Annotated in this window: 7 protein-coding genes and 1 riboswitch; of the genes, 5 read left to right on the top strand and 2 right to left on the bottom strand. The window is 64.5% G+C overall.

Translation table 11 applies throughout. The features are described from left to right. Nucleotides 1-233, bottom strand: a 233-nt coding sequence (locus KDH09_17315; GenBank protein MCB0221460.1) for an HAD family phosphatase, incomplete at its 3' end; no start/stop codon positions are given. 69 nt (nt 234-302) lie between these two features. Beyond that, a complete protein-coding gene (locus KDH09_17310) occupies nt 303-1,775 on the bottom strand; it encodes a HEAT repeat domain-containing protein (protein ID MCB0221459.1) in 1,473 nt (490 codons plus the stop codon). A gap of 98 nt (nt 1,776-1,873) precedes the next feature. Continuing rightward, nucleotides 1,874-1,967: riboswitch (cyclic di-GMP riboswitch) on the top strand. A 130-nt stretch (nt 1,968-2,097) separates the two neighbouring features. Here KDH09_17310 and KDH09_17305 point away from each other — a divergent pair. From KDH09_17305 to KDH09_17285, 5 genes are all read left to right on the top strand, one after another. Then, complete coding sequence (locus tag KDH09_17305) at nt 2,098-3,108, top strand: hypothetical protein (GenBank protein ID MCB0221458.1); 1,011 nt, start codon at nt 2,098-2,100, stop codon at nt 3,106-3,108. Nucleotides 3,109-3,315: 207 nt separating this feature from the next. Next, nucleotides 3,316-3,912 (top strand): threonylcarbamoyl-AMP synthase, encoded by a 597-nt coding sequence (locus KDH09_17300; protein MCB0221457.1) that lies wholly within the window; start codon nt 3,316-3,318, stop codon nt 3,910-3,912. A gap of 9 nt (nt 3,913-3,921) precedes the next feature. After that, the gene (locus KDH09_17295) at nt 3,922-5,286 is read left to right on the top strand and encodes a hypothetical protein (GenBank protein MCB0221456.1); all 1,365 of its coding nucleotides are present in this window, start codon (nt 3,922-3,924) and stop codon (nt 5,284-5,286) included. A gap of 58 nt (nt 5,287-5,344) precedes the next feature. Beyond that, nucleotides 5,345-6,814 carry a cardiolipin synthase gene (gene cls, locus KDH09_17290; GenBank protein MCB0221455.1) on the top strand — a complete coding sequence of 490 codons (1,470 nt, stop codon included), beginning with the start codon at nt 5,345-5,347 and terminating at the stop codon, nt 6,812-6,814. Between the two features lie 54 nt (nt 6,815-6,868). After that, nucleotides 6,869-7,234 (top strand): hypothetical protein (locus KDH09_17285; protein ID MCB0221454.1); only part of this gene is annotated, 366 nt, incomplete at its 3' end.

Below are 7,234 nucleotides of genomic sequence, written 5' to 3'. Positions count from 1 at the left end.
GCCTTCCGTGCAACAAGGCGCGCGAACTCGCTGTCGGAGAGCGCCTTGCCGCGCTCATCGGCCACGGCGCGTATGCAGCCTACGTCGTGAAGGGCGATCGACTTGGCGGTGTATTCTTCCCAGGTAAAACCGAGCCCCAGGGGCCCCAGCACTTCCTGGTAGAGGCGCCAGTGCACGCGCTCGGAATCCACCAGCACGCCGTCGAAATCGAAGATGAAAGCCTGAATCTGCATTGTTCTCTCGCCCGGTGGGGCCGGCGAAGAATGGCATTCCCGTCGCGCTTTGCAAGTCCGCCGGAGCGCTCATGGAGAGGGGCTGCCGCGCGGGGCGAAGAGCGGGCGCGGATCCTCACGCAGGCGGCGGCGCACGAGCTGCAGGGTGTTGAGCACATCGAGCCAGGTATCGAGGTTCTGGCGCGAGAGCTCCCGGGCCAGCAGGGTGCGAAGATACTCCAGGTGCTGAATGTGTTTCGGCGTTGCCGAATAGAGCACCGTCTTCTTGAGCTGGGAAAAACCAAGGCCGCGTGCATTGATGACATCCCAGAGCTGCTCGTTGAGCCGTTCGGGCGGCAGATCGTTCATCGGCTCACCGGGCCAGATGCTTGGCGGCGGCGCTGCGGGATTGCGTGGTTCGGTGCGGGCGAGCGAAAGGGACGTTTCCTTGGCAATCAGTTTGTGCTTGGGCCAGTTCTCGGCGGCCTTTGCCAGGGCCTCGCGCCAGGTGCGATCGCCCGCCTCGCGCGCCGCGCGCAGGTAGTCGGCCTGCACCTGCTGGTCGCTTTCGGGACCGCCGAGTGCCTCGCGAATGAGTGCGATCGCCTGGGGCGTGCCGAGCTTGACGAGTCCGGAGACCGCGTAGCTGCGCACGCCGGGCGCCTTGTCCGAGAGAGCGTCACGAAGTGGCCCCAGCGCAGCGGGAGACTGGATCTCTCCAAGGGCGAAGACCGCCTCCTGCCGAAGAACCGGGTCCCCCAGCGTCCGGCGGAACTTGTCGAGCTGGGGGATGACCTTCGGATCGTCGAACTGGCCCAGCGCCCAGATGAGCGCGCGAAGGCGCGGGGAGTCCTCTGCAGCGGCGGCGGCCTGTTTTTCGACCAGCGGCAGAAGCTGGTGGAGCTGGAGCTGGGTCACCACGCGCAGTAGGTTGTCCGAGACATGGGGCGGCAGGCGGCTCACGTCTTCGATGAGGGCTGCCAGATCATTGAGCGCATCGGTGTCGCCGGCGGCATAGAGCCAGGCGATCCCGCCGATCAGAGGGAAGGCAATGCCCTCGTTCGGCACCGGGAAGCGAACCTCGCTGGGCAGCTCGGCCAGTCGCTCGGCAAAGACAGCGCCGTGGTGGGGCGCTGCGATCATCAGGGTATGGCCAAAGCGAAAAGCCTCGACCGGGTCTTCGGCGGGGTCTCGTTCCTTGAGCTGGGCGAGCACGAAATCACCGGCCGTTGCGCCGTCGGTGAGCAGCAGCATCGTCCCCATAATGTAGGCCGCGCCGGCGGGCAGGTTGTCCTGCTGGAGCGCCTCACGCAGCGGCGTGCTGGCGAGCGGGCCCCCCTGGCCGATGAGTTCGATGGCCTGCGCGCGGGTCTTGAGAAGCTCGGGGGTCGGTTCCATCCCCTGATCGGCGGCGAACTTGGCCTGGCGGTAGGTCTCGACAAGCTGGGCGACGGCGCTGTGGATGGCCTGCACGCGCTCCTGCGCATGGGCCGGGGCCGCCAGCAGCAGCGCGAGAAGTCCCCACATCAGGAATCGGGCAGATTTGAATCTATGCAAGATCATTACTGATTTCCCAAGCCTAATCGGCGGGGGCTTCCCGCGGCAAAAAAATCGTTGCAATTGGGCCGCAAGGCCTCGTAGTATAGTTTTTGGTATTGGTACTTTGCTCAGAGCAAACCGCCCGAAAGGGCGGGACGCAGAGTCACGAGGCTACCGGCTTCATCCGCTGAAGCTCACGCCAGTCGGGCCGCCAGAGTACACAGCGTCCAGAAATGGGCCTTGTCTGCTTGGGTGGCCTTTCTTGTATCTACTCCCCCAGGCAATTTGAGACAGGCCCGAACAGGGCTTACGGACGCGATGTATTTGGACACCAGGGGGTCTGGTAGTGCAGCAAGGTTACGGCAACAGGGGACCGGTCATCGCGCCGGGCACACGGCGCGAGACCATTCGTACCACAATCGGTGGTGCCACGGGTGATCGCGCACCCGATGGACGCCGTTATCACTGCGTCTTCGTCGACCTCTACAGCGCCAATGGTCAGCCCGTCGCCATGCGCGGCGAGATGGTCAACCCCCAGTTCATCGAAGACCTGGCCAAGCGTCGCTCCCCCATCGATACGATGACCACCTCGCTGCGTCGCACGCAGCTCTTCGGCGACATGGAAAAATACCTGCGCCATCCCCTCTACGACGCAATCTTCGATACCGAGCGCGCGCGTTTCGAAGCGATGCGTGTCTCGCGCGACATTCAGATCCCCAGCGCCCTGCTGGCGGAGATCAACGACCTGGCAAAGCATTCCCCCTCGGCCTATGCGCAGGTGATTATTTCCTCCGCGCTCGCCGGGCTGCTGCTTCGCCAGTGCTACGAGGACGAAAAACTCCTGCAGGAGGCCCTGCTCGGGTTCCTGCTGCGTGACATCGGACTCTCGCGCGTCCCGCGCGGGGTGCTCACCAGCGTCACGCGCCTCAAGGTCGAAGAATATCAGGCCTACATGAGTCACGAGATGAGCTCGGGCGTGCTGGTTGCGCGGATTATGGGCCCCTCGCTGCCCGCGTGGCTGGCCTTCCATCACCACCGCAACAGCCCGGCCGAGCGCTGGGTCCCCGACGCGCCGGGCTATGACCGCGAGAAGCTCGCGAAGATTCGCTCGGTGCTGCAGGTGGCCGATTCCTTTGTGGGAATGATCTCGCCCCGCTCGTTCCGCGTTCACCAGTTCACCCCCCGTGGGGCGGTCGATACGTTGGCGGACGCCGCCAAGCACGGACGCGAAGACGTGAAGACGGTCAAACTTCTCGTAGGTTACTTGCGCGGAGACTACTCAGTCGATGAGATCCGCGTGGCAGAGCGCCGGACTGAACCGGGGCTCGAGGGCAATCAGTACGGCATCGCCCGTTGATTGCTCAACAATTCATTTTCCCGGTCACCCTCCCCGTGCACCCACACTCCCCATCCCCCAGGGGAGGGTGACCCACCCTTTCTCTCCAATCCTTGCTTCGGCGGTTTGCCTCGCCGCCGGAGCCCCTTGACGTGGCCCTATGCGGCACCTAGCTTCCATATCATGCGAATGAAGCTACATCCGGGATCGAGCGACAGGCGGGCTGTTTTGCGCGCCGTCGAGATCCTGCGCACCGGCGGTGTGATCGTCTATCCCACGGATACGATCTACGGCCTGGGCTGCGACCTTCATTCCAAGCGCGCGGTCAATCGCATCTACCAGATCAAGCGCATGGAGCAGGGCAAGCCCCTGGCCATGATCTGCTCGGACCTGGCGCATATCTCGCAATATGCGCGGGTCTCGAAGTCCGACTACCGCGTGCTCAAGGCACGCCTGCCGGGGCCCTACACCTTTGTGCTGGAAGCCACACGCGAAGTGCCGCGCCTGTTCACCACCAATCAGAAGACCGTCGGCGTGCGCATTCCCGAGCACCCGTTCCCCCGCGCCATTGTCGAGGAACTGGGCCATCCCATCATCACGACCAGCGTGACCGACCCACGATTTGACGTTCCGGCCGAAGAGAAGGAAATGCTCAACGATCCCGAAGACATCGAAGCGCGCTATGGCAAGCTCATCGACTGTGTCTTCGACGGCGGCATCCTGCACCTGGACCCGAGCACGGTTGTGGAGCTCAAGGACGGCCACATGCGCCTGCTTCGCAAGGGCGTGGGCGAAGTGTTCTGGGACGAAGAGACCGGGGAGTAGCGGCCACCTATGAACCAGCAGGTGAGTGACCGGGGCGGGGTTGCTCGCAGCCAGCCCGTTGAGCCGGTTGCATCCATTGAACAGTGGGCCGCGCGGCTGCTGGCCAACAATTCCCGTGACAAGACCTATTACCTCTCGCTTCTCTGCCTTGCAGTGGACGTTCCCTGGCTGATCTTTTTCAGCTTTATGCTCCCGCAGCTCCAGACCGTCGAAACGCTCGATCCGGCCGGGCTTTCCCAGATGAACCTGCTCTTCTGGCTGGCCGGTGCGATCTTTGTCTTCTTTGCTGCAAGCGGCTGGCTGCTGCGTGCGAAGGACGAGGAACCCGCGCTCTATCCCTACGCATTCTTTACGCTTTTCTCGCTGGTGTGCTTCTGGGTGCTCCACTACATCGGCACGTTTTCATCTCCGGGCCTGACCCTCTTCGTGAGCCTCCCACCGCTCATCCTGCTGATCTACGGCCGCCGCGAGGGGGTCTACTGTCTCATCATGGCGACGCTCATTCTGCTGGGCCTCTCGCTCAGCGAGTACTTCGGCCTGCTGGGTTACGCCGCGGCGGCATCGACCTCTGCGCTGGCGGCGCTCTATCTGAGCCCCGGGGTGTTCGGCAGCTACCTCGTCTGGGTAATCGGTCTGACCTGGCTCGTCTTCTTTCTGGTGTGGGTCGTGCGCGGTCAGCTCATCGAGAAAGAGGGCGCGCTCGGGCGCACGCGCGCGCGGCTCGATGCCACGCAGCATCACCTGGCGCGCGCCGGCCGCAGCGTGCAGACCGGCGAACTCGCCGCCGCTGTGACCGGAGAGCTCGAACTGCTCACCGAGCAGGGCAGGGCGCTCGTCTCCAGCCTGCTGGCCGAGGCGAGCGCAGAGGGCGCGCGCGAGGATCTCCAGCAACTGGGCGCGCATCTGACGCGCGTGCAGACCCTGCTGGCCGAACTCGGCCGGCTGAGCCGCGAACAAACCGCCAACCATGAAATGGTGAGCCTCAACGCGCTGGTGAGTGACGCGCTCGCCCAGGTGCGCGCGCGCCACGATGCCTCGGAATTCATGGTGAGCATCTCGCTCGATTCCGCCGCTCCGAAGGTCTTCGGCGGGCGGATCGAACTCCTCTGGCTGATGGACAGCCTGATCGAGCGCGCGCTGGCAAGCCTCTCCCGGCCCGGCGCGCAGATCCATTTGGGCACGCGCATGGAGGGCGGCGAAGTGGTGTTCCGCTGTTCATGGCCCTGCCGCGAGGGCGTGGGCGCCGGCGAGAGCGGCTTTCCCTTTGTCCACCGCGTGGTGGCACGCCATCAGGGACGTCTTGCCATCACCGATGGCCCCGGCAGCTCGGACGACGAAATCACCGTCGAGGTGATTCTCCCCGCGGGCAAGTAATTCGCCACAATCCGCCAAAATACGGTAGCTTTACCCCGCGCCCGAAAGGGCGTCACTCGTGAAGGGACGCGCGGTGGACGAGCAGACGACAATGCAGATCTGGACGGCGGTAGCGCTCACGGTGGGCGGCTACGTGGTGACGTTGCTCTACATCCCGCGCATCCTGAGCCGAAAGGCCGAACCGGGCGCCACGCTTGCCTGGCTCATCACCATCATCCTCTTCCCCTATGTGGGGGTTCTCTTCTTTGTCCTGCTGGGCGGTAACCGCCTGCGAATCCGCACCGAGGATAAGGCCCGCGCCAACGAGCACATCGAGCGCTTTGTGGTGCAGGTGCGCGACGGGCAGGAAAAGCCCGAGCAGGGCGTGATCGACGGCGTCGATCCGGCGCTCATCACCGTGGCGCAGCGCCTCGGACTGTGGTTGCCCACCGGCGGCAATCAGGTTGATGTGAGCATCGACGGCGTGGAGAGCTTCGAGCGGATGGAAGCGCTCATCGACGGCGCGCGCCATCACGTGCACATGGAATTTTTCATCTTTCAGAGTGACCGTACCGGAACGCGCATGCGCGACGCTCTCATTCGCGCGGCCCAGCGCGGCGTGCAGGTGCGTCTGCTCATCGATGCGGTGGGCAGCTATCTCACGCGCGAGCGTTTCTTCGCGCCGTTGCGACAGGCAGGCGGGGAGGTGGCGCGCTTCCTGCCTGTGGGCCCGCTCAAGGGCTGGGCCGTCTACAACCTGCGCAATCACCGCAAATTACTGGTCGCTGACGGCGTTCGCGCCTGCGTGGGGGGCATGAACATCGGTGATGCCTACGCAGGCCTGCACGGCAAGCAGGGGGAGCCCTGGCGCGATACCTGGGTGGGAGTCTCGGGGCCTGCGGCCGCGCAGATACAGGAAATCTTCGCCGGCGACTGGTACTTCGCCACCGGCAACGTGCTGGCCGAGCCCCGGCATTTTCCGCCGCCGCATGCGATGGGGTTCGACTACGTGCAGATCGTCCCGAGCGCGCCGGCCCAGCAGTTCTCGAAGCTCCATCAGCTCACCGTCGCCATGATCCAGAGCGCGCGCGAGCGGATCTATATTACGACGCCCTACTTCGTCCCCGATCCCACGCTGGCCAGCGCGATCACGTTGGCTGCGCTGCGCGGGGTGGATGTGCGGCTGCTGGTCCCCAAGCGCTCGAATCACCCGCTGGCCGACCTGGTGGGGCGAAGTTTCTACGAAGAGCTTCTAGAGTCGGGAGTGGCGATCCATGAATACAAAGCCTCCATGCTCCACGCCAAGGGCATCGTGATTGACGGCGCGCTGTGCAGCCTGGGCAGTGCGAACATGGACACGCGCAGCTTCCGGCTGGCTTTTGAAGTCAACGCCTACGTCTACGGGCAGGACTTCGCCGGGCGGCTCGAGGAATTCTTCGTCAAGGACACGCTTGCCTCCACGCGTGTCGATCCGGCGGCCTTTGCCGCGCGCTCCACCTGGCAAAAGAGCGTGGAGTCCGTCGCCCGGATCCTGGGGCCGGTGGTGTAGGGCAGCCGGGCATATTGAAGCCTTGGCCCGCGCGGCCTATGGTTGGCGCACCCAATGGCAAAGAAACGCACCAACAAGTCGGGAAAATCAGCCGCGCGCTCCGGCGTGAAACCTGCCGAGGAAAAGATCCCCGCGACGGGCAAGCTAGCGCTGGCGATCTTCGCCCTGGTCTTTGCCGTCTTCAGCCTGAGCAACCTCGACGGCGTGTTCGTCTTCGATGACCTGGCCACCCTGCAGGACAACGCGGGCGTGACGAAGTTCCGGCCCTGGGACCTGGGAACGTGGTGGGCGGCGGCCTTTGATGGGCCCGCCAAGCTGCGCCCGCTCTCGAACTTCAGCTTCGCGGCGCAGTGGTATTTCTTCGAAGACCACGTGGCCGCCTACCACGTCCTCTCGAATGCGCTGCACGCGGGCTTTGCG

The organism is Chrysiogenia bacterium (genome assembly GCA_020434085.1).
Lineage (GTDB): Bacteria > JAGRBM01 > JAGRBM01 > JAGRBM01 > JAGRBM01 > JAGRBM01.
The sequence above is the reverse complement of the archived record's forward strand: the minus strand, read 5'-3'. Positions and strand labels throughout refer to the sequence as shown.